The sequence below is a fragment of the Rhodococcus quanlei genome (assembly GCF_055231015.1).
The window spans coordinates 83,107-104,511 of sequence record NZ_JBUYWD010000025.1; the positions used below are offsets into that span (position 1 = coordinate 83,107).

Sequence of the window (21,405 nt, forward strand, 5' to 3'; positions counted from 1 at the left end):
AGGCGAACTCGTCATGGGCAGGCTCCTGTCAATTGCGGTTGGTGTGGTCGGTCGCGTCCGAGTACTTCGAGCCCGCCGTCGCGCATGCGTAGACGGATGCTGCACTTCCAGTCCTCGGATGTGGCCGGAAAATCGGTACGTATGTGGCAACCGCGACTCTCGGTGCGGGCGTCCGCGGCCAATGCCACGGCACTCGCCGTAAGCGTGAGTGCCGAGTCCTCGAGCGTCGAATGCCCTGTCGGCAACGCAGGCTCCGACCGAGTTGCGAGTGCCGCTCGGAGTCCGCGCAGTTCGTCGCCGTCGCGAATCACGGAGGCGTACTTCGTCATCAGTTCCTGCACGACGGGCCGCGGCGCCGCCCACGAGGAACCAGTAGATGCGTCGGTCACCTCGACGCGAACTTCGGTCCGTTCGGTCGCTGCGATCCCGACGCGTTCACCGACGACAAGCCCCTCGAGCAAACTGTTCGACGCCAACCGGTTCGCGCCGTGCAGTCCGGTGCGGGCAACCTCACCGGCCGCGTACAAGCCCGGGACAGTGGTGCGCCCGTGCACATCGGTGACGACTCCGCCGCACGAATAGTGCGCGGCCGGCGCCACCGGGATCAATTGGGACTGCGGGTCGATTCCGGCGTCGCGGCAGGATGCGGTGATCGTCGGGAACCGGTCCGCGAACCCGCTGACCCGGCGAGCGTCGAGGAAGACGTGGTCCGCGCCCGATTCGGTAAGTCGAAGTGCAATCGCACGCGACACCACATCACGCGGAGCCAGATCGCCGAGGGGGTGCGCGTCCGCGGTCACCGACTTTCCGTCGGCATCGACGAGCACCGCACCTTCGCCTCGTACTGCCTCACTGATCAGCGGGCGACGGCCCACACCGTTCACCGCGAACAGGACGGTGGGATGGAACTGGATGAACTCGAGATCCGCGACGTCCGCGCCGGCGGCCAGAGCCAACTCGATTCCGTCTGCCGTTGCACCAGCAGGATTGGTGCTGCAGGAGTAGAGCTGGCCGAGCCCGCCGGTCGCCAGTAGGACGGCCGGTGCATGAATCACACCGAGTCCGCGCGGCGAACTTACGAGCAGACCCGATACTCCGGCACTGCCGGTCAGTACCCGAACCGCCATCGTTCCGAAGAGCACGTCCTGATCTGCGGCACTGACACGTTGCACCTCGGCACCGGTGGCGTCACCGCCCGCGTGCACGATCCGGCGGGCGCTGTGCCCGCCTTCACGTGTGTGGGCGATGTTGCCGTCCCGGCCTCGATCGAACACCGCACCCGATGCTGTCAGCTTTGCCACCGCGTCGCGGCCGGCGGTGACGATCGACCGGACCGCGTCCTCATCGCACATACCCGCGCCCGCTGCGCACGTGTCCGCGACATGACGTTCGACCGTGTCGAACGCGTCGTGACCGTCGACCACCGCTATGCCGCCCTGGGCGAACTGGGTTGCCGTGTCGAGCGGACCGTTCTTGCTGACGGTGAGCACCTGCAGTCCCTGCCGAGATGCCGTCCGCGCGGCTGTCAAGCCCGCAACACCGCCACCGACCACCACCAGATCAGCGTGGTCTTCCCAGGAAACCCCCGGGACGGGCATCGTCACTCGCCTCCGCCGGGGTTGCCGATCTCGATCATCCGCTGAACGGACGCACGCGCCTGCTCCGCGGTGGCCGGGTCGACGTGAACCTCGTCCTTGTTTTCGAGAAGGCACCGCAACAGCGCTGCCGGGGTGATCATCTTCATGTACGGGCAGGAAGCGCGATCGTTGACAGCCTGGAAATCGACCTCGGGCGCCGCCTTGCGCAACTGGTGCAGCATGCCGACCTCGGTGGCGACGAGAACCTGCTTGGCGCCGGTATCACGGGCCGCGTCGAGCATGCCACCGGTCGAGAGGATTTTCACCTTGTCCTCGGGTACGAAGCCTTCACCGGCGAGGTACAGGGCAGACGTCGCGCAACCGCATTCCGGGTGCACGAAAAGCTCGGCGTCAGGGTGTGACTTCGACTGCGCCGTGAGTTCGTCCCCGTTGATTCCGGCGTGTACGTGGCACTCGCCGGCCCAGATGTGCATGTTCTCGCGGCCGGTCACGCGCTTCACGTGGGCGCCGAGGAACTGGTCGGGCAGGAACAGCACCTCGCGGTCCGGGTCTATCGACGCCACGACGTCGACCGCGTTGGACGACGTGCAGCAGATGTCGGTGAGACCCTTCACCTCGGCGGTGGTGTTCACGTACGACACCACTACGGCATCCGGGTGGTCGGCCTTCCATGCCCGCAGGTCGGCCGCGGTGATCGAGTCGGCGAGCGAACATCCGGCCCGCTCGTCGGGGATCAGCACCGTCTTCTGCGGGCTGAGGATCTTGGCGGTCTCGGCCATGAAGTGCACACCGCAGAACACGATGGTGTCCTCCGGCGCCTCCGCCGCGATCCGCGAGAGCGCGAGCGAGTCTCCGACGTGGTCGGCGACGTCCTGGATGGCCGGGAGCTGGTAGTTGTGCGCCAGCAGTGTGGCCCCGCGCGCACGTGCCAGACGTTTGATCTCGGCGGCCCATTCTTCGCTCGCCTCGACGCCGGTGTATCCGCCCGGACCGTCCTGGATCTGCGAGTCGCTACCCGCCCACAACGTGCTCGTCATGGCTTGCTCCTTCACCGTGAACCCGGGCGAGCTGGCCCGGATTTCTCAAACCGAGGTTTTCGACTTATGATCGAAAACATGCTCAATGGTAACACCACCACTCACGAGGTCCTCACCGCGGTGTTCCAAGTTCGCGGTATCGAGCATCCCGAACTCGCCGTTCTTCTGTGGCAGCGGGCGCTCGATCCCGCCAAGGGAACGTGGTCCCTCCCCGGCGGCACCCTCCGTGGCGACGAAGACCTGTCCACGTCCGCGCACCGTCAGCTGGCCGAGAAGGTCGACGTGCGCAAGGTGGCCCATCTCGAGCAGCTCTCCGTGTTCAGCGCACCCGATCGCGTACCCGGCCCCCGCCGGATCGCCTCGACGTTCCTCGGCCTCGTTCCACTGACGTCCGACCCGCAGCTGCCGGAGGACACTGCGTGGCATCCTGTGTCGAACCTGCCACCCATGTCGTTCGACCATGGCACCGTTGTCGAACACGCCCGCAATCGACTGGCCGCGAAGCTGTCCTACACGAACATCGCCTTCGGACTCGCCCCAGACGAGTTCGCCATGTCTACTCTGCGAGAAATCTATTGCGCAGCACTCGGATACCAGGTCGATGCCACCAACTTGCAGCGCGTCCTGAACCGACGAGGCGTGCTCACCGCGACAGGCAATACAGCGAAGTCCGGCAAGACGGGCGGCCGTCCGCCGGCGCTGTACCGCTTCACCGACGGAAGTCTTCGCGTCACAGACGAGTTCGCGGCGCTTCGGCCGCCCACCTGATCTCCCCCGGCGCGAGGTCGCCCTCAGGCGAGACACCGTCCTGCACCTCGCCCTCCGGCTCGTCGTCCTCGTGGTCGTCGCCCTCGTGGTCGGTGACACCGAGATCGTCGTAGGGATTGAACGCTGCCAAGATCAGCGTCACCACACACGCCGCCAACGGCTGGAAGACGAGCACGAGGAACGTGCCGACCCCCGGTGGGACGGCGAACACATCGCCCGGCCCGAAGGACGACAGTTGCGGATAGCGCAGTCCCGCGACAACCATCCCGGAACCGGCCATCACCGCAGCACCTGCAGCCGAACCGAGCAACACGCCTGCGAAGGTGAACGGACCACGGCTCCGACGAAAAGCCCACACGGCTGCCGCGGAGACGACGCCGACCACGAGCCCTGCACACGCCAGCATCGCCGTGGCATCGAAGCGGTGCAGGCTCTCCCCGGTCAACGGTACGGCCCGCCCGGAGGACAACATCAGTTCGTGCTGGGCCGGGGCCAGGAAACCCCACGCGACGCCCACCACGGCACTGGCGACGACGATTGCGCACGCCGCGAGCAGTGCCGCACCGAGCTGGGTTCCGCGAAGACGGTTCACGCCGTCCGACGCTACCTCCGGCCGAGGTCTATCGAGTCGAACACGCCGTGGCGGGAGCATTTCGCCCACCATCCGTCTGGGCTGATCTGCACGATCATGCGCCGGCCGCAGGCCATGCAGAACCGGGGTGGCTCGAGTCCGAGTTGCGCGGCAGTCGGAACGGCGTCGTCTACGCCCTCGACGACCCGGCGACCGGTGTACACGTTGAACGCAGCCTCGACCTCACCGCCGGCCCCGTCCTGCACGGGGACCATCACAGCGTGTCGTTCAGAGCCTTGATGGGCATCTGCAGATCGACCAGAAGGTCGAGGTCCTGCTCAGCCGGGCGCCCGAGGGTGGTCAGGTAGTTGCCCACGATGACGGCGTTGATGCCGCCGAGAATGCCCTGCTGGGCACCCAGGTCGCCGAGGGTGATCTCGCGCCCGCCGGCGAATCGGAGAATGGTGCGCGGCAGCGCGAGACGGAACGCGGCAACCGACTTGAGCGCCTCGCTCGCCGGAAGCACCTCGAGGTCCCCGAACGGGGTGCCCGGGCGCGGGTTCAGGAAGTTGAGCGGAACCTCATCGGGCTCGAGCTCTGCCAGATTGGCGGCGAACTCGGCGCGCTGTTCGAGGCTTTCCCCCATACCGAGGATGCCGCCGCAGCACACCTCCATACCCGCCTCGCGGACCATGCGCAAAGTGCCCCAGCGCTCTTCCCAGGTGTGGGTGGTCACGACGTTCGGGAAGTGCGACCGCGAGGTTTCGAGATTGTGGTTGTACCGGTGCACACCCATCGCCGCGAGCTGGTCTACCTGCTCCTGCGTGAGCATTCCCAGGGAGCAAGCGATCTGAATGTCGACCTCGTTGCGGATCGCCTCGATACCTGCGGCGACCTGGGCGAGCAGACGATCGTCGGGACCACGAACGGCGGCAACGATGCAGAACTCACTGGCACCCGATTTCGCGGTCTGCTTTGCAGCCTCCACCAGCGACGGAATGTCGAGCCACGCAGCCCGCACAGGCGACTGGAACAGACCCGACTGCGAGCAGAAGTGGCAGTCCTCGGGGCAACCGCCGGTCTTGAGGCTGATGATGCCCTCGACCTCCACCTCGGGCCCGCACCACTTCATGCGGACATCGTGCGCGAGGGTCAGCAAATCCTCGAGACGCTCGTCGTCCAATTGCAGGACCTCGAGAACCTGAGCCTCGGTCAACGGCTCACCGCGTTCGAGAACCTGTTCACGCGCGGTCGCGAGAATGTCTGTCTGGACGGGCACCGACGTCACGTGAATCTCCTGAAGAATGGAATTGAACACCGTACAAGTTGAACGGTGTTCACCGTAGATCCGTGGTGCAATGGTGTCAAAGCAATCCAACGAACGGGAGCGAATCACAGTGCAATTGCGACGAGGCGACGTACTGGGCGGCGCGATGGCCATCCTGGACGAGTACGGTCTGGCCGATCTCACGATGCGTCGACTTGCGACCTCGCTCAGTGTGCAGCCCGGCGCTCTGTACTGGCACTTCCCGAACAAACAGACGCTCCTCGGCGCCATGGCAGACAAGATTCTCGAGGACGTCGACGCCCTGTCCGAATCTCCCTCGGACGGCTCACCCACCGACTGGTCCGAGCGCGTCGTCGAGCTGGCGCACCGCCTGCGCTCGGCACTGCTGGCACATCGCGACGCCGCAGAACTGGTATCCGCAACGTATGCGTCACGGATGACCAACAGCCGTGTCCGCGAGAGCTTCGCCAGCGCAGCCGCGATGTCCGGGATCTCCCGAGAACACGCCGAGTTGGCGTCGTACTCACTGCTCTATTACGTGCTCGGCCACACGGTCGACGAACAGTCGCACACCCAGATGATCTCCGCCGGAGCCCTGACCCGCGGCACGATTGCACCGGACGCGCCCGAGTCGTCGTTGGCCGAGTACGACGAGGATCTTCGCGACGGCGATCCGGCCATCCGATTCGATTTCGGTCTGAACCTGTTCGTCGACGGCATTCGCGCACGGCTGAAAGAGCGCACGCCCCACTCCTGAAGAGCGCACACTGAACGTCATGGCACCATCCCGCCACGGTCGTCACCGATCGGAGCTGCGCCATGTTCAGATCCCCACCACTCAGGTCCACACTCATCGCCCTCGTGACGATGGTCGTCGTCTCGTTCCTGGCCACGCCGGTGGTGCATGCCGACGACCGGACGCAGGACGACAGAGCAGCAGGAACTGTCGTCGACGTCGCACCGCTCCCCCGTGACAGCTGGCTCGACGGCACCGAACGCGCCCACCTACTGACGTACCGAACAACCGGACCCACCGGCGAGCCGGCACTGAGCACCGGAGCCGTATTCGTTCCGCCCGGCACACCCCCGCCCGGAGGTTGGCCGGTGATCTCGTGGGCGCACGGAACGGTCGGAATCGCCGACCACTGCGCGCCGACCCGCACCGGAAGGATCGGCGGACCGTATGTGACGCACTGGTTCTCGCAGGGTTACGCACTGGTGGCAACCGACTACGTCGGCCTGGGCACACCCGGTATCCACCCCTATCTGGACGGGGCGTCGGAAGCTCACGCGGTGATCGACATGGTCCGGGCCGCACACGCCGTCGAACCCGATCTGTCGTCTCGCTGGGCGGTAATCGGGCAGTCCCAAGGAGGCCACGCAGCCCTCAGAACTGCCGCGATCGCCACCGATTACGCGCCCGAACTCGATTATCGCGGAGCGGTGGCGACGGGCGCACCGTCGAACATCGAAAACCTGGCATTTCTGGGAGGTCCGGACTTTCCGGAGTTGCCGCTCGAGGGCAGCACCGTGTTCATCGCGTACATGCTCGCCGGCCTACGGGCGTCTCGGCCACACGTGGATATCGATTCCTACCTGAGTGCGCAGGGTCGTGAGGCACTGCAGATCGCGGAGCAGTACTGCTACGCGGACGCCGCTCAGCGGTTGGCCGGTGTGACGATCGGTGACCTGCTCTCGAAGTCTCTGAACGATCCGGTCTTTCTGGAAGCGGCACGCAGCGCACTGCACGTTCCCGCGTCCGGTTACGATCGCCCGCTGTTCATCGGACACGGCCTCGTGGACGTGATGGTCCCGGTGGCGTTCACCTTCGCGCTGGTGTCCCAACTCCGGGCGAACGGTGAGCACTTCGACTTTCGCACCTATCCCACCGGGCATCTGCAGACCATGCCCGCATCGCTCGAAGACACAACACCCTTCGTCGCGCGCATTCTCACGAAGTAGGTGGGCCAGCCTCAACGCCCGCGGCCCGGCAAGGAGCTAGACCGCAAATCGCAGGCGGCGCAGCGCAAATCCCTGACTCCCAGCGAACAGTGCAACATCCACTGCGACCGCGAGGACGGCCAACAGCACGAGCACCGTTGCGCCGATGGCCGAGACTGCGGCGACTGCGGCCGCCGCCAGGAGGTTGACGGTCATCACCAACCTCAGGACCGTGCGCAGCGGTAGCCAAGTCAGCATGGCCACGATCAGTCCCGCCCACAGGACAACCACGATGCCAGCAACCACCAGCAGCCACACAGGCATCGGGAGGGTCTTGGCGATGAACGGGGCCGCGACTGCGACCCCACCTCCGAAGATCGTGCAATAGGCGGCATCGAACCAGAGGCTCAGCCGTCCGATCCGCTCACCGCCCCATTTGCCCACCGTAAGGATGGTACACGGATCCGCTTTGCGATCAGCACGTCTGATCCACACGGACTACAAACCGAAATCGCATGCTTACCGGGCAGTGTGGCGCAACCATCGGCACCACCGAGGACTACCTGATCCAGATGTGGCCGACCACCGAGCCGGAACCCCCGCACCAAACGAAGAATCTGTCCGGTAGATAGGTAAGGTGTCGACAACGACAAGGAAGTCCACCTGGCTCCTTGACTGCCTCGTCGAGGCGCCCTTCGAGGACGACGTGGTCCGAATGTGGCCTACTAGACGGTATGGAACGACCACGCTAGATGAATAACCTGTCGGCCATCTGAGATCTCGCCTGGTATGCCTCCACCCGCGTGGAGGCATACCAGGCGGTCATCACTATGTGTATCGGATCGGCCCATGACCGCCCGACCGCCCGACCGCCCCATCGAAGCACTGAGGACCCCACATGCTTGTCGAGCGCTATCAGTCCGTGGTGACGACCGAGTATCACTTGCTCGAAATCTCAACCGACCAATTCCGTGAGGTCATCAATGGCCAATACCCGGAGTTCAATCTCGCACTGTTCGCAGAAGACCAACTCTACGTAAGAGTGGGAGTCCGGTACGGACCCGTGAACGTCGATCTCGAAATACACGACACACCACCGCAGTACGACGACACCGAGTGGGAAGACGCTGCTGAAGGTGATTTGGTCTACGACTGGGACAGGGGCGTCGCAGTCCGAGGACTGGAGCTGTTTCAGGCCATACCTGAGAATGAGGACGAGAAGCTCACGCCGCCTGGCCGACACCGGTACCGAGTCCGTATCTACGCTCGCGGAAAGAACATCGAATACGACGGGGCCATCTTCGAGAACCCCGTCGAGGACTACCTGATCCAGATGTGGCCGACCACCGTCCCGGAACCGCCACGCCAGACGAAGAACCTATCCGGCGTGTGAGGTCAGCCCGGCGGCTGCTCCCCACCGGTTACGCCTTCGAGCCACTCCGGATCGAACCAGCCCGCAGCGGCACGCGTGAAGTCCTCACGACCGAGCCTGCCACTACCGGCCGGCACTCGCCCGGTGACGGGAACAGCCGTCACCGCAGGTAAGTCATCGAGGTTGCACTGCTCCGCGAGACCGGGATGCTCCGGCCACGAACCGATCACCACACCCGCACAGGTGACCCCATCGGCCTTCAACGCCCGAACGGTCAGCTCCGAATGATTCAGTGTCCCCAGCGAAGCCGCAGCGACGACCACCACGGGCACACCGAGGTCACGAGCCACATCTGACAACGTGAAGCCGTCAACACCGAGCCGCACCAGCAGCCCGCCCGCACCTTCGACGAGAACGAGGTCGTGCGAAGCCGCCAAGTTGTTCACCGCGTCGATCACCTGCTCACGCTCGAGCAACGGCATCCCGGCACGACGTGCTGCAGTATTCGGCGCCAACGGGTCCGGGTAACGGACCAATTCGACGAGATCGGTGACACCCGTGAGCCGCTCGATCTCCGCAAGATCCCCCGCCTCGCCGGGAGCGACACCAGTCTGGGCCGGTTTGCACACCGCCACCGTCCGCCCTGCTGCGACCGCAACGGCAGCCAATGCGGCGGTGACGATGGTCTTTCCGACATCGGTGGACGTGCCGGTGACCACGAGGACGCTCACGCGCTCGCCCCTGCCAGCACGTCGGACAAGACCTTTTCGATGAGCGTCATGTCTTCTTCGTCGAGGGTGGCACGGGCGGTCAGACGCAGCCGTGACGTGCCTTCCGGCACCGATGGCGGGCGAAAGCATCCGACGTGCAGGCCCCGCTCCCGGCACGCCGTGGCCGCGTCGAACGCGCGTTGCGGATCGCCGAGAATCACCGAGACCACCGCCGAATGCGGTGTGCGTGCCCCGGTCATCTCGGCAAGTTGGTGGGCGCGAGCAAGTACGCGCTCTGCTCGCTCGGGTTCTGCGATCAGCACGCGCAGCGCCGCATGGGCCGCGCCGACAGCAGCGGGCGCTAGACCTGTATCGAAGATGAACGTACGCGCGGCATCGATCAGGTGCGCTCGCACCTTCCCGGCGGCGAGGACCGCACCGCCCTGACTGGCCAGCGATTTGGACAACGTCGCCGTCACGACGACGTCGGGCTCCCCCGCCAAGCCCACCTCGTGAACAAGCCCCCGCCCGCCCTGGCCACGCACCCCGATGCCATGCGCTTCGTCGACGAGCAGCAATGCACCCCTCTCACGGCACACCCGGTGCAGTTCCACCAACGGCGCCAGGTCTCCGTCCGCGCTGAACACGGAATCGGTGAGGACGAGCGCACGGTCCTCGGTCCTCGTGGCCAGCGCGTCGGCGACAAAACCGGGGTCGTTGTGCGGGGCGACCACAACGCGGGACCGAGACAACCGGCACGCGTCGACGAGGGAGGCATGGCTGCCGGCATCGGAAATCACCAGCGCATCGCGTCCCGCGAGAGCCGTCACCGCACCCAGGTTGGCGGCGTACCCGGACGAGAACACCAGACCGGATTCTGCGCCAACGAACTCGGCTAGCTCGTGTTCGAGCGCTTCGTGTGCGGTGGTCGACCCCGTGACCAGTCGCGATCCGGTGGCGCCGGTCCCCCAGCGACGGACGGCGGCGATCCCGCCCTCGACGACGTCGGGATGACGAACGAGGCCCAGATAGTCGTTGGACGCCAGGTCGACAGGCTCCCCCACTGCTTGCCGGGGCCGTACCTCCCGGCGCAGACCCGCCTCGCGACGAGCGGCTTCGATCTCGTCCAGCCAGGCCAATGAGGTGTATTCGGTGCCCACGAGTCTCGACCATACTCGACTTGAACACCGTTCAACCCCGGTGGTGGCCCACAAAATGTGCCCGCTATCGTCGTGGGCGTGGCTGCTTTCCCGTCTACGCGACTTTCGCCCGCTCGAATCTCCGAGCTCGATGCCCGACACCTGTGGCATCCGTACGGCGCCGTACCGGCATCCACGGTCCCCCTCGTGATCGAGAGCGCGCAAGGAACCAGATTACGGCTGGCCGACGGCCGCGAAATCGTGGACGGAATGAGCAGCTGGTGGGCCGCCGTTCACGGCTACGGGCACCCGGTGCTCGACGAAGCCGCAACCGCACAGCTCGGGCGGATGAGTCACGTCATGTTCGGAGGGCTCACCCACGAACCTGCGGCGGGGCTCGCCGAACTGCTCGTCGACATCACACCGGCCGGGCTCGACCGGGTGTTCCTCGCCGATTCCGGCTCCGTATCCGTCGAGGTTGCCGTGAAGATGGCGCTGCAGTATTGGCGCAGCCGGGGCCGGCCGGAGAAGCACCGTCTGCTGACGTGGCGCGGCGGTTATCACGGCGACACCTTCGCACCGATGAGTGTGTGCGATCCGGACGGCGGCATGCATTCACTGTGGACCGACGTCCTGGCTCGCCAGGTGTTCGCACCGAAGCCGCCTGCCGAGTTCGATCCGTCCTACATCGCCGAGTTCGAGCAACTCGTGCTCACCCACCGCGACGAACTCGCGGCCATCATCGTGGAACCGCTGGTCCAAGGCGCAGGCGGCATGAGCTTCCACGACCGGCGGTACCTCACCGAGCTGCGCAGACTGTGCGACGAGCACGACCTGCTGCTGATCTTCGACGAGATCGCCACCGGATTCGGACGCACCGGCGAACTGTTCGCCGCCGATCACGCCGGAATCAGCCCTGACGTCATGTGCGTCGGAAAAGCTCTCACCGGCGGTTACATGACTCTCGCCGCCACACTGTGCTCCGCAGAGATCGCCGCGACGATCAGTGCCGGCGAGGCCGGTGGCCTCATGCACGGGCCCACCTTCATGGCCAATCCTCTGGCCTGCGCGGTAGCCGTTGCCTCGACGCAGCTCCTTCTCTCACGTGATTGGCGCGGTGAAGTCGCCGCGCTCACCGACGGACTCGAACGGGGACTCGCACCGGCTCGCACCATGCCCGGCGTCGTGGACGTTCGGGTTCTGGGCGGAATCGGCGTGATCGAACTGGACCGTCCTGTCGACATGGAAGCGGCCACCGATGCGGCAGTGAACGCAGGCGTGTGGTTGCGCCCCTTCCGCACTCTGATCTACGCGATGCCGCCGTACATCTGCTCCGAGGACGACGTGGCCTCGATCTGTGCGGCCATGCTGGCGGCCGCCGCCACGGGAGCGCCCTCTCCGCGGAGCTGAGGGCAGGCGCCTAGGGTTCTAGTCATGGCCGAGAACGCTTCGACGCCCGTGTGGCCCGGAAGCGCCTACCCGCTCGGCGCCACCTACGACGGAGCGGGCACCAACTTCTCCGTGTTCTCGGAAGTCGCAGAAGCCGTCGACCTGTGCCTGGCCGCCGAGGACGGCACCGAAACACGCATTCGCCTCGAGGAAGTCGACGGTTACGTCTGGCATGCCTACCTCCCTTTCGTCGTCCCGGGCCAGCGGTACGGATACCGAATCCACGGACCCTGGGATCCGGCGAGCGGGCTTCGATGCGATCCCAGCAAACTTCTCCTCGATCCTTACGGCAAGGCGTTCGACGGCACCTTCGACAACGATCCGTCGCTGTTCTCGTACGACACGGCGTCGGGCGAGGACGGTGCGCCGACAGCGTTGGACTCGTTGGGCCACACCATGACCACGGTGGTCATCAACCCGTTCTTCGACTGGGCATCCGACCGCGCCCCGAATCGGCCGTACCACGAGACCGTCATTTATGAGGCCCACGTGAAAGGCATGACCGCGACGCATCCCGATGTGCCCGAGGAACTGCGCGGGACGTACGCCGGTCTCGCGCACCCGGCGGTGATCGACCACCTCACCCGGCTCGGAGTCACCGCGATCGAACTGATGCCCGTACACCAATTCATGCACGACCAGATACTGCTCGATCGTGGCCTGCGGAACTATTGGGGTTACAACACGTTCGGCTTCCTCGCACCCCACACCGGATACTCCTCCGTCGACAAACCAGGCGCGGCGGTCTCCGAGTTCAAGGCGATGGTGCGCTCGTTCCACGCGGCCGGAATCGAGATGATCCTCGACGTCGTCTACAACCACACCGCCGAGGGAAATCACCTCGGCCCCACCATCTGTTTCCGTGGGATCGACAACGCCGCCTACTACCGTCTCGTCGACGGGGACGCCGGGCACTACATGGACTACACCGGCACCGGGAACAGCCTGAACGCCCGCCACCCACACACGCTTCAACTCATCATGGATTCGTTGCGGTACTGGGTGACGGAGATGCACGTCGACGGTTTCCGATTCGACCTGGCCGCCACACTCGCACGCGAACTGCATGACGTGGACCGGCTTTCGGCGTTCTTCGATCTGGTGCAGCAAGATCCGATCGTCAGCCAGGTGAAGCTGATCGCCGAGCCCTGGGATGTGGGCGAGGGCGGATACCAGGTCGGCAACTTCCCCGGTCTGTGGACGGAATGGAACGGTAAGTACCGGGACACCGTGCGCGACTACTGGCGCGGCGAACCGTCCACGTTGGGCGAGTTCGCATCCCGGCTGACCGGTTCGTCGGACCTGTACGAGGCCACGGGTAGGCGCCCCGGGGCGAGCATCAACTTCGTCGTCGCCCACGACGGTTTCACACTCCGCGATCTGGTCTCGTACAACGAGAAACACAACCTCGCGAACGGGGAAGACAACCGCGACGGCGAAAGCTACAACCGATCGTGGAACTGCGGCGTCGAGGGACCGACGGACGACCCGGAGGTACTCGCGCTCCGTGATCGACAGAGTCGCAACATCCTCGCCACCCTGCTGCTGAGTCAGGGCACCCCGATGCTGGCTCACGGCGACGAATTGGGCCGAACTCAGCATGGCAACAACAACGTCTACTGCCAGGATTCCGCATTGTCGTGGATGAACTGGTCACTCGCGGACGCCAACTCCGATCTGGTCGAGTTCACCAGGCGGGCGATTGCGTTGCGCAAGGACAATCCAGTCTTCCGTCGACGCAGATTCTTCGAGGGCAAACCGATTCGCAGTGGTGAGCAGACCCGGGACATCGCCTGGATGACGCCGACCGGAGACGAAATGACACCCGGTGACTGGGACAGCGGTTTCGGGAAATCGCTCGTCGTGTTCCTCAGCGGTGAGGGCATCCCCGAACCCGACCAACGCGGTCAACGGATAGTCGGAGATTCGTTCCTGCTGTGCTTCAACGCCCACGACGGGGACATCGAGTTCGTCACCCCGGGCGCCGATCACGCTGGTGAATGGACGGTCGTACTCGACACCGTGTCCGTGACGGGGGTGAGCGACACAGTGGTCGAGGCGGGCTCTCCGCTGACGATTCGTGCTCGTTCCCTCGCAGTACTCCGAAGGACACGGTGAACGTCATGACAGAAAGACCCATCACTTCCACGTATCGCCTGCAGTTGCGCGGCGACGGGTTCGGTTTCGCAGAGGTACTCGATCTCCTCGGCTACTTCGACGATCTGGGCGTCTCGCATCTGTACCTGTCCCCCGTCCTCACGGCCACCATTGGCTCCACGCACGGGTACGACGTCACCGATCCGACGTCGGTGTCGGAGGCGCTCGGAGGCCGCGACGGGTTCGTGACCCTTGCACATGCAGTACGTGATCGCGGGATGGGCTTGTTGGTCGATATCGTGCCCAACCATCTCGGCATCGGCGTCCCTAGTGAAAATCACTGGTGGTGGGACGTTCTCACCCATGGCCGCGATTCCGAATACGCCCGCTTCTTCGACATCGACTGGCGCAGCGACAACGAGGTCGACGGCAAGTTGGGCCTGCCGATGCTCGGCTGCGAATCCGATGTGGATGCACTGACGATCGACCGGGATGGGGCTCGGCCACAGCTCGGATATTACGAACACCGCTTCCCCATCGCCCCCGGAACCGACGGCGACAACCCAGCCGCCGTCCACGACGCGCAGTGCTACCGACTGATCCCGTGGAATGCGGGGATCGTCGGCTATCGCCGGTTCTTCGGCATCAACGAGCTCGCTGCCGTCCGCCAGGAGGACCCGGTCGTGTTCGACGCCACCCACCGCGAACTCGCAACCTGGGTGGAGGAGGGTTTGATCGACGGCGTCCGTGTGGACCACCCGGACGGCCTGGCCGACCCCCACGAGTATCTGAATCGTCTTCGGGGCGTTCTAGGGCGGGCCCGACTCCTCGTGATCGAGAAGGTCCTCGGCTCGCACGAAACCCTCGATCCGACACTGCCGGTGGATGGAACAACCGGTTACGACGCGCTCTCCGATCTCGGTGCCGTGTTTCTCGACCCCCGAGGTGCTGCCGGTCTCACCGCACTCTCGGTGAGCAGCACCGGCGACCGGGGCGATGCCCGCGATCTTGCCGACCAGGAGCGGGCACTCAAACGACAGGTGGCGTCCGAGGCATTACCGTATGAGGTGCGCCGACTGGCCAGAGCCGTCGAACGCGAATCATCGACGCCGACCGACCGGGTCGAACTCACGTCAGCACTCGTCGACCTTCTCGCCGAACTCCCGGTGTATCGCACGGATTATGCACCGTTGCGCGGAGGTCTCGGCCGCACCATCGGCAGACTCTCGGTGGACCAGCCCGAACGATACGGCGAATGGGCCGCGATCATCGAAGCCCTCGCCGCGCGCGGCGAAGCAGCCGTTCGTTTCCAACAGGTGTGCGGCGCGGTCACGGCAAAAGCTGTCGAAGACTGCCTCTTCTACCGGACCGCACGATTGGTGTCCCTACAGGAAGTCGGTGGCGATCCCGGCCGGTTCGGCATTCCGGTCACCGAATTTCACCACGCCTCCGCTGAGCGGGCCCTGAACTGGCCCCGAACCATGACCACCCTCTGCACGCACGACACGAAACGCGGCGAGGACGTGCGCGCCCGCATCGGCGTCCTGTCCCAGGTTCCCGGTCTGTGGGCGCGGTGCGTCGAGCAGTGGGAACGACGAGCCCCGAGTCCCGATCCTGCGACCGGATTGTTTCTGTGGCAGAACGTGTTCGGTGTGTGGCCTGCCGACGGCCGGACCACACCGGAATTGCGGCAGCGCCTTCACGCCTACGCAGAGAAAGCCGTACGCGAAGCCGGCACTCACACAACGTGGACGCAGGTGAACCGTGACTTCGAAACTCGCCTCCACGATTGGGTGGACGAGGTTGTCGACGGACCGGTCGGTGAATCCGTTGGCGCGCTCGCTGCCCAGCTCGCACCGCACGGTTGGTCCGATTCACTCGGCCAGAAGCTTCTCCAACTGTGCGGACCCGGTATCCCCGACACCTACCAGGGCACCGAGCGGTGGGAAGACTCACTCGTGGATCCGGACAACCGCCGATTCGTCGACTACGCCCGAGTCCGCGCGGGACTCGATGACATCGAGACCACGCCGCCACCGGTCGAGGGCACCGGTCTGGCGAAGCAGCATCTCGTCCAGCAGGCTCTGCGACTGCGTCGCGACCACCCGACGTGCTTCGTCGGCGGACGGTACACACCGATCTTCGCCCGCGGCACCTGTGCCGATCACCTGATCGGGTACGGACGCGGACCGGCCCAAGAACCAATGCGAGTGATCGCCCTGGCAACCCGACTGTCCGTCATACTCGAGGAGACCGGCTGGGACGATACCGCCGTGGACCTTCCGGCAGGCCAGTGGACCGACTTGCTCACCGGCCGACAGCATTCGGGAACGGTATTGCTAGCCGATCTCCTCGACCGATACCCCGTAGCCCTGCTACACCGGAATGAGCACGACAACTGATCGGAGTGTCATGACCACACGCACAGTCGTTGCCCGCGAATACGGCGGACCGGAAGCTCTGGCCGTCATAGAACGAGACGTACCCGATCCTGCTGCAGGTGAGGTGCGAGTTTCGGTGCGCGCCATCGGCGTGAACCCCTACGATTACAAAAGTTACGGCGGATTGTTCGACGCCGACGAGAGCAAACTTCCGATCTCTCTGGGTGCGGAAGCGGCCGGAGTCGTCGACATGGTGGGTGACGGTGTGAACGTCGAGGTCGGCAGCGAAGTGATCGTGTACCCGGCAAAGGGCGGCAGCTACGCGGACACCATCGTCGTACCTGAAACCTCTGTCGTTCCGAAGCCTTCGAACCTGTCATGGGAGCAAGCCAGCGGTTTACTCCTGACGGGTGTCACCGCGGCGGACCTTGTCGAAACGGTCGGGGTGAAGTCGGGCGATACCGTCCTCGTCCACGCGGCAGCGGGCGCAGTAGGGGCTTTGGCAGTTCAGTTGGCCCGCGCCCGAGGTGCTTCGGTGATCGGTACCGCACGAGCGGACAACCACAATTACGTTCGAGAGCTCGGCGCGGTTCCGGTCGAGTACGGGTCCGGGCTCGCCGATCGTGTGCGCGCAGCGGCACCCGATGGCGTCGACGCAGCCATCGACACCGTCGGTACCGAGGAAGCAGCGGACGTGTCGGTGGAGTTGGTCACCGACCGCACGCGCATCGCGACGACCGTGCCCGGTCCTATCGCCGAAGAACGCGGAATCACGTTGGTGGGAATGAGCGCAACCAGCACCGAGAATCGCAGGAACGCTCGACCCGCGTTGATGGAGGCGGCGGCACGCGGCGATCTGCAGGTGCGGATCGCCAAAGTGTTCCCACTGACCGACGCGGCGGAGGCACACCGGCAACTCGCGCAGCCACACGAGCCAGGAAAGTTCATCCTCCTCCCCTGACCCCACCCTGACGAATGTCACAGCGGTTCGGCTCACGCAAACCGGTGCGACATTCGTCCACGAAGACTCCCGTCAGTCCAGGACAGCGGTGGCCTCCACCTCGACGAGCAGATCCGGCTCTCCCAGCGCCGCCACCCCAAGCAAGGTGATCGGTGTGACCGGATCGACGCCGAGCTTGGCTGCAGCACGCGATACGCCCTCACCCAGCAAGCGCACCTAATCATCGCCCTGTATACGAGCGCGGGTGACGACCCCGAACGTTGTCGGCACTCTGTGGAGCAGGGATGGACCCTCTCGTGACCCCGGCGAATGTCACAGCGGTTCGCGTGAGCTGAACCGGTGTGACATCGGTCGGGAGCGGGGTGGGTTCAGGTGCCGTCCTGCTCGCGCTGCTTACGCCGTTCACGCTCGACGCGCCGCTGTTGCTCGGCGCGCTCACGACAGCGGCGAAGGAACTCCTCGTCGTCTTCAGGGGTCTGGGCGACGTGCCGTCCGGGCCGCTCGTACTCCCCGTAACCGGTGCGGGGCGACGACACCGAAGCTCCGAAACTGGTGCCACGGCCCACGAAGAGCCACAACAGTGAGCCCAACGTGGGGAGGATGACCACCACCACGAGCCAACCCATTTTCGGGAGATGAAGAATCTCACGTTCGTCGCGGGTGACAACGTCGACGATGCAGAACACCCACAGCAACATCGTGACGAGACCGAACACGAAATACGGCACGACTGACTTCCCCTCTGGTGCTGGCGACTGCAGACGACCCCCGTGCCGCAGATTTCTGGACAGATCGAACCACACTCGCGGGGATTCAGGCCAACAGACCGGAGCGAATGGTCGCCTTGATCCAGTTTCGATACGCAACCGTGTCCCAGTTGCACTGTCGGCGCAGAAGATCATGCACTTGCGGCGACACCACCGTGTACAGAACATCGGCCGCATACTGAACCGTCACGTCATGACGCAACATGCCGCTGGAGGCCAAGCCCTCCGCAATGGTCAACGCGTTCGCCGCGGTGTCGAGTCCGTGTTCTGCCGAGAATCGAGCCATGTCCTCGTCAGCCCCCGACGACTCCACAGCGGCCAGCACGAGCCTTCCGGTGTTCTCGTGGATCTCCGTCGCCTGCCACACCATGTGGTCCAGAACGAAGTCGGCGTCGTCGCGGTTCGGATCACGAGGGGCGTCGAACAAGATCTGCGGCAACGCGGACGCCGATTCGAGAGCCGAGTGAAAAAGCTCGGCCTTCCCCCCAGGGAACGCCGCCGACACAGTGCGCACAGCAACACCCGCACGCTCCGCAACAAGCCGGACAGTGGTACCCACGTACCCGCGTTCACGGAACAACTCCGCCGCCGCACCACGAATCGACTCACGGGTTCGCCGTGCCGCATCCTTCCGCAACGGCGAGCGATACACCCGCTTCACCTGCTTGTTCGCATCACCATCGCTCACCCATCGCACTATAACACTATTCAATGCAGAATTACGGTAATCAATACAGGCTGCCTGTTCCAGCCTCCCTAACCGGGGTGTTCCAGCCTCCCTAACCGGGGTGTTCCAGCCTCCCTAACCGGGGTGTTCCACCCATGCATCCGAGCCCGGAAACACCAAAACCTCGTGCCCGTCGTCGTATCGAACAAGATACGGCGGCGCGCCGTCCTCACCGTGTACCTCGATCACCTCCGCGGTCTGCTGTTGCTGGCCGACAACGCGTCCCTGCACGTGCAACCGGTCGCCCACTGCTACCCGCATCGCAAACTCCTTGTCTCCGCTTCGCTTGCGCTTGTATTCCAGCTTGCGCCTGGCGCCCGGGGTTTCGAAAGGGGCCGGTACCGCCAGTACCTCTGCACTGCGTCGGCGGACGAGGCATTCTGAACTCGTGCACACCTTCGAGGTCTGGGCCCCACTCGCCGAAAATGTTCACGTCCACGTCGACGGAACTCTCCACGACATGGAACCGCTGGGCAACGGGTGGTGGTGTGCAACCGCCCCGGCCCCTTCGGACGCCCGGTACGGGTTCGTCGTCGACAACGAACGCAACACCGATGGCGATCACGTCGTACTCCCCGACCCCCGCTCGCCGCGGCAACCCGACGGCGTGCACCAACCATCACAAGCACACCGACTCGATCCGGCCGTGTGGACGGACGCCGAGTGGACGGGGCTGCAACTCGCAGGATGCGTCGTCTACGAGTTGCACATCGGCACCTTCACCCGCGAAGGCACCTTCGACGCCGCCATCGAACGCTTGGGTCATCTCGTGCAGCTCGGCGTCGACTTCGTCGAGATCATGCCGGTCAACGGGTTCAACGGCCCACACAACTGGGGGTACGACGGCGTCCTCTGGTACACGGTGCACGAGGGCTATGGCGGACCCGACGGACTGCAACGCCTTGTCGACGCCTGTCACCGACGAGGACTCGGTGTGGCGCTCGACGTCGTGTACAACCACCTGGGACCGTCGGGAAACTATCTGGATCGGTTCGGGCCCTACCTGTCCGAGCAGACGAACCCCTGGGGGCGCGGACTGAACCTGGACGGCCGGTTCAGTGACGAGGTGCGTCGATACATCGTCGACAACGCATTGCGCTGGTTCGACGAATTCCACATCGACGCACTCCGTCTCGACGCGGTTCATGCTCTCGTGGACAACACTGCCACCCATCTTCTCGAAGAGTTGACCGTCGAAACACGGCGCCTCTCCGCCCATCTGCGTCGGCCCCTGACACTCATCGCGGAAAGCGATCTGAACGACCCCAAGCTCATCACGCCGCGATCATCAGGGGGATACGGCCTCGACGCCCAATGGGATGACGACATCCATCACGCCGTCCATGCCGCCGTCTCGGGTGAGAGGCAGGGCTACTACGGCGATTTCGGATCGCTCCAGTGCCTCGCCGACACCTTCCGCCAAGGCTTCTTCCACGCCGGAACCTTCTCGACCTTCCGTGGCAGGCTGCACGGCCGCCCGCTCGATACCCGGCGTACGCCCGCGAGTTCACTCGTCGTGTACACGTGCACCCACGATCAGATCGGAAATCGTGCGATCGGCGATCGCCCCGGCACCTATCTCACGGACGGGCAGTTGGCTGTGAAGGCTGCGCTGGTGCTGTGCTCACCGTTCACACCGATGCTGTTCATGGGTGAGGAATGGGGCGCGCAGACACCGTTTCAGTACTTCACGTCGCATCCCGAACCCGATTTGGCATCGGCAACAGCCGCGGGCCGGCGAGAAGAATTCGCCGAGCACGGGTGGAGCCACAACGACGTACCCGACCCGCAGGATCCGGGCACGTTCGAACGCTCGAAACTCGCCTGGGACGAAATCGGCGAGGTCAGGCACGCTCGCCTGCTCGATTGTTATCGCTCCCTGATCGCCCTGCGTCGCGCCCGGCCCGAAATCACCGATCCGTGGCTCGAACACCTCGGCGTCGATTACGACGAAGATGCCCACTGGATCGTGCTGGCCCGTGGAACCATGCGCATCGCCTGCAATCTCGGAGCGAGACCTGCAACCGTACCGGTCGGCGGATCACCTCTGCTGTGGTGGGATACACCCACCCAGGACGAGACCGCTTCGGCGACCACGATCCCGCCGCACTCGTTCGTCGTCCTCGAAACCCCTCTGTGAGTGGTTGACGAGTCCAGAAACTCGTGTCATGTCTCAGGACATCGAGGACAGATCTGTCTCAGGACTTACGGGACAGTTTCTGATACCTGGTCGTGCGGTCGAGTGTAAGGGTGCGGGCGATCGTGTCGCCGATCATGACGGTGACACGGTCGCCTTGCCAGTGCAGGAAGGCGTCGGTGTTCTTGTGGCGGCGTCCGATGATGATCGACAGCCCGTCGAATTGGATGACGCCGGTGCTCGAGACGGGGCGTTCGGCGCTGCCGGCCCGCCCGGGTAGTGCTGGTGTGGGCGTGGCGGGATCTGTCGCGTCCCAGCGTTGTTGCGGGGTTGTTCCGCCGATGCCCTGGTGGCGACGATTGTTGTAGACCTGCCGGTAGGTGTCGAGTTGGGTCTGCAACTCGGCCAGGGTGGTGGCGGTGGGTTGTTTGGTGAGCCATTTGCGCAGGGTTTGGTGGGCGC

Annotated in this window: 22 protein-coding genes; 9 read left to right on the plus strand and 13 right to left on the minus strand. The window is 64.9% G+C overall.

The window, feature by feature from the left end; translation table 11 throughout:
- Window positions 1-11: 11 nt before the first annotated feature.
- Both ACZI8Q_RS18280 and nadA read right to left on the minus strand, forming a co-directional pair.
- The gene (locus ACZI8Q_RS18280) at window positions 12-1,604 is read right to left on the minus strand and encodes an L-aspartate oxidase (RefSeq protein WP_463374986.1); all 1,593 of its coding nucleotides are present in this window, start codon (window positions 1,602-1,604) and stop codon (window positions 12-14) included.
- Window positions 1,601-2,635 carry a quinolinate synthase NadA gene (gene nadA / locus ACZI8Q_RS18285; protein WP_463374987.1) on the minus strand — a complete coding sequence of 345 codons (1,035 nt, stop codon included), beginning with the start codon at window positions 2,633-2,635 and terminating at the stop codon, window positions 1,601-1,603. Before nadA ends, ACZI8Q_RS18280 begins: the two co-directional genes overlap by 4 nt.
- A 78-nt stretch (window positions 2,636-2,713) precedes the next feature.
- Here nadA and ACZI8Q_RS18290 point away from each other — a divergent pair, with 78 nt between their 5' ends.
- Entirely contained in the window at window positions 2,714-3,403 is a 690-nt protein-coding gene (locus ACZI8Q_RS18290) for an NUDIX hydrolase (protein ID WP_463374988.1), read from the plus strand.
- On the opposite strand, the gene ACZI8Q_RS18295 is transcribed toward ACZI8Q_RS18290, so the two are convergent.
- From ACZI8Q_RS18295 to bioB, 3 genes are read right to left on the minus strand one after another with little or no spacing between them, the layout of a single operon-like run.
- Window positions 3,366-3,995 (minus strand): DUF2567 domain-containing protein, encoded by a 630-nt coding sequence (locus ACZI8Q_RS18295; RefSeq protein ID WP_463374989.1) that lies wholly within the window; start codon window positions 3,993-3,995, stop codon window positions 3,366-3,368. The genes ACZI8Q_RS18290 and ACZI8Q_RS18295 overlap by 38 nt on opposite strands.
- 11 nt (window positions 3,996-4,006) lie before the next feature.
- Complete coding sequence (bsaP, locus tag ACZI8Q_RS18300) at window positions 4,007-4,249, minus strand: biotin synthase auxiliary protein BsaP (protein ID WP_463375012.1); 243 nt, start codon at window positions 4,247-4,249, stop codon at window positions 4,007-4,009.
- Window positions 4,249-5,262: a biotin synthase BioB gene (gene bioB / locus ACZI8Q_RS18305; RefSeq protein WP_463374990.1), complete on the minus strand. Its 1,014-nt coding sequence runs from the start codon at window positions 5,260-5,262 to the stop codon at window positions 4,249-4,251. The genes bsaP and bioB overlap by 1 nt, the downstream gene beginning before the upstream one ends.
- A gap of 109 nt (window positions 5,263-5,371) precedes the next feature.
- Between bioB and ACZI8Q_RS18310 the strand changes: the two genes are divergently transcribed.
- On the plus strand, window positions 5,372-6,019 hold the full coding sequence (locus ACZI8Q_RS18310) for a TetR/AcrR family transcriptional regulator C-terminal domain-containing protein (RefSeq protein WP_463375013.1): 648 nt from the start codon (window positions 5,372-5,374) through the stop codon (window positions 6,017-6,019).
- A 62-nt stretch (window positions 6,020-6,081) separates the two neighbouring features.
- Window positions 6,082-7,224, plus strand: coding sequence for a lipase family protein (locus ACZI8Q_RS18315; protein ID WP_463374991.1), 1,143 nt, complete (start codon window positions 6,082-6,084; stop codon window positions 7,222-7,224).
- A 36-nt stretch (window positions 7,225-7,260) separates the two neighbouring features.
- Here the strand turns inward: ACZI8Q_RS18315 and ACZI8Q_RS18320 are convergent, their stop codons facing one another.
- Entirely contained in the window at window positions 7,261-7,647 is a 387-nt protein-coding gene (locus tag ACZI8Q_RS18320) for a hypothetical protein (RefSeq protein WP_463374992.1), read from the minus strand.
- Between the two features lie 454 nt (window positions 7,648-8,101).
- Between ACZI8Q_RS18320 and ACZI8Q_RS18325 the strand changes: the two genes are divergently transcribed.
- Entirely contained in the window at window positions 8,102-8,596 is a 495-nt protein-coding gene (locus ACZI8Q_RS18325) for a hypothetical protein (RefSeq protein WP_463374993.1), read from the plus strand.
- 2 nt (window positions 8,597-8,598) lie between these two features.
- On the opposite strand, the gene bioD is transcribed toward ACZI8Q_RS18325, so the two are convergent.
- Together bioD and ACZI8Q_RS18335 are read right to left on the minus strand one after the other, a co-directional pair.
- Window positions 8,599-9,306, minus strand: a complete 708-nt coding sequence (bioD, locus tag ACZI8Q_RS18330) for a dethiobiotin synthase (RefSeq protein WP_463374994.1) — start codon at window positions 9,304-9,306, stop codon at window positions 8,599-8,601.
- Complete coding sequence (locus ACZI8Q_RS18335) at window positions 9,303-10,445, minus strand: 8-amino-7-oxononanoate synthase (protein WP_463374995.1); 1,143 nt, start codon at window positions 10,443-10,445, stop codon at window positions 9,303-9,305. Before ACZI8Q_RS18335 ends, bioD begins: the two co-directional genes overlap by 4 nt.
- A 78-nt stretch (window positions 10,446-10,523) precedes the next feature.
- Between ACZI8Q_RS18335 and ACZI8Q_RS18340 the strand changes: the two genes are divergently transcribed.
- The 4 genes from ACZI8Q_RS18340 to ACZI8Q_RS18355 are packed head-to-tail and all read left to right on the plus strand — an operon-like array spanning window position 10,524 to window position 17,312.
- Entirely contained in the window at window positions 10,524-11,834 is a 1,311-nt protein-coding gene (locus tag ACZI8Q_RS18340; RefSeq protein WP_463374996.1) for an adenosylmethionine--8-amino-7-oxononanoate transaminase, read from the plus strand.
- Window positions 11,835-11,858: 24 nt separating this feature from the next.
- A complete protein-coding gene (glgX, locus tag ACZI8Q_RS18345; RefSeq protein WP_463374997.1) occupies window positions 11,859-13,991 on the plus strand; it encodes a glycogen debranching protein GlgX in 2,133 nt (710 codons plus the stop codon).
- Between the two features lie 5 nt (window positions 13,992-13,996).
- The gene (treY, locus tag ACZI8Q_RS18350; RefSeq protein WP_463374998.1) at window positions 13,997-16,372 is read left to right on the plus strand and encodes a malto-oligosyltrehalose synthase; all 2,376 of its coding nucleotides are present in this window, start codon (window positions 13,997-13,999) and stop codon (window positions 16,370-16,372) included.
- Window positions 16,373-16,382: 10 nt separating this feature from the next.
- Window positions 16,383-17,312, plus strand: a complete 930-nt coding sequence (locus tag ACZI8Q_RS18355) for an NADP-dependent oxidoreductase (RefSeq protein WP_463374999.1) — start codon at window positions 16,383-16,385, stop codon at window positions 17,310-17,312.
- Between the two features lie 72 nt (window positions 17,313-17,384).
- Here the strand turns inward: ACZI8Q_RS18355 and ACZI8Q_RS18360 are convergent, their stop codons facing one another.
- The 4 genes from ACZI8Q_RS18360 to ACZI8Q_RS18375 all read right to left on the minus strand — a co-directional run bounded on the left by ACZI8Q_RS18360 (window position 17,385) and on the right by ACZI8Q_RS18375 (window position 19,067).
- A complete protein-coding gene (locus ACZI8Q_RS18360; protein WP_463375000.1) occupies window positions 17,385-17,528 on the minus strand; it encodes a hypothetical protein in 144 nt (47 codons plus the stop codon).
- 152 nt (window positions 17,529-17,680) lie between these two features.
- Window positions 17,681-18,040, minus strand: coding sequence for a PLD nuclease N-terminal domain-containing protein (locus tag ACZI8Q_RS18365; protein WP_463375001.1), 360 nt, complete (start codon window positions 18,038-18,040; stop codon window positions 17,681-17,683).
- Between the two features lie 85 nt (window positions 18,041-18,125).
- Window positions 18,126-18,767, minus strand: a complete 642-nt coding sequence (locus ACZI8Q_RS18370; protein ID WP_463375002.1) for a TetR/AcrR family transcriptional regulator — start codon at window positions 18,765-18,767, stop codon at window positions 18,126-18,128.
- Window positions 18,768-18,881: 114 nt separating this feature from the next.
- Window positions 18,882-19,067, minus strand: a complete 186-nt coding sequence (locus ACZI8Q_RS18375; RefSeq protein ID WP_463375003.1) for a DUF1918 domain-containing protein — start codon at window positions 19,065-19,067, stop codon at window positions 18,882-18,884.
- Window positions 19,068-19,194: 127 nt separating this feature from the next.
- On the opposite strand from ACZI8Q_RS18375, the gene treZ reads away from it, so the two are divergent.
- A complete protein-coding gene (treZ, locus tag ACZI8Q_RS18380; protein ID WP_463375004.1) occupies window positions 19,195-20,946 on the plus strand; it encodes a malto-oligosyltrehalose trehalohydrolase in 1,752 nt (583 codons plus the stop codon).
- 58 nt (window positions 20,947-21,004) lie between these two features.
- On the opposite strand, the gene ACZI8Q_RS18385 is transcribed toward treZ, so the two are convergent.
- The coding region (locus tag ACZI8Q_RS18385) for an integrase core domain-containing protein (protein ID WP_463375005.1) at window positions 21,005-21,405 on the minus strand (401 nt) is incomplete at its 5' end.